The organism is Rossellomorea sp. LjRoot5, assembly GCF_964253455.1.
Lineage (GTDB): Bacteria > Bacillota > Bacilli > Bacillales > Bacillaceae_B > Rossellomorea.
On record NZ_CAXUQN020000003.1, the window covers coordinates 1 to 1,223 of the forward strand.

At 49.9% G+C, this 1,223-nt stretch carries 1 rRNA gene; it reads right to left on the bottom strand.

Annotated elements, in window-relative coordinates:
• Nucleotides 1-1,223, bottom strand: a 23S ribosomal RNA gene (locus ACSQ2E_RS22815); the annotation flags it as partial.

Sequence of the window (1,223 nt, forward strand, 5' to 3'; positions counted from 1 at the left end):
AGAGGTGTCAATCCACAGCTTCGGTGATACGTTTAGCCCCGGTACATTTTCGGCGCAGAGTCACTCGACCAGTGAGCTATTACGCACTCTTTAAATGGTGGCTGCTTCTAAGCCAACATCCTGGTTGTCTAAGCAACTCCACATCCTTTTCCACTTAACGTATACTTTGGGACCTTAGCTGGTGGTCTGGGCTGTTTCCCTTTCGACTACGGATCTTATCACTCGCAGTCTGACTCCCATGGATAAGTCTTTGGCATTCGGAGTTTGTCTGAATTCGGTAACCCGATGAGGGCCCCTAGTCCAAACAGTGCTCTACCTCCAAGACTCTTACACATGAGGCTAGCCCTAAAGCTATTTCGGAGAGAACCAGCTATCTCCAAGTTCGATTGGAATTTCTCCGCTACCCACACCTCATCCCCGCACTTTTCAACGTGCGTGGGTTCGGACCTCCATTCAGTGTTACCTGAACTTCATCCTGGACATGGGTAGATCACCTGGTTTCGGGTCTACGACCACATACTAAATTCGCCCTATTCAGACTCGCTTTCGCTGCGGCTCCGTCTTATCAACTTAACCTTGCATGGGATCGTAACTCGCCGGTTCATTCTACAAAAGGCACGCCATCACCCGTTAACGGGCTCTGACTACTTGTAGGCACACGGTTTCAGGTTCTATTTCACTCCCCTTCCGGGGTGCTTTTCACCTTTCCCTCACGGTACTGGTTCACTATCGGTCACTAGGGAGTATTTAGCCTTGGGAGATGGTCCTCCCAGCTTCCGACGGGATTTCACGTGTCCCGCCGTACTCAGGATCCACTCAAGAGGGAATGAAGTTTCAACTACAGGGTTGTTACCTTCTTTGACGAGCCTTTCCAGACTTCTTCGTCTACTTCATTCCTTTGTAACTCCGTATAGAGTGTCCTACAACCCCAAGAGGCAAGCCTCTTGGTTTGGGCTATATCCCGTTTCGCTCGCCGCTACTCAGGGAATCGCAATTGCTTTCTCTTCCTCCAGGTACTTAGATGTTTCAGTTCCCTGGGTCTGCCTTCCATACTCTATGTATTCAAGTAAGGATATTGTTCCATTACGAACAATGGGTTCCCCCATTCGGAAATCTCTGGATCAAAGCTCACTTACAGCTCCCCAAAGCATATCGGTGTTAGTCCCGTCCTTCGTCGGCTCCTAGTGCCAAGGCATCCACCGTGCGCCCTTCATAACTTAACC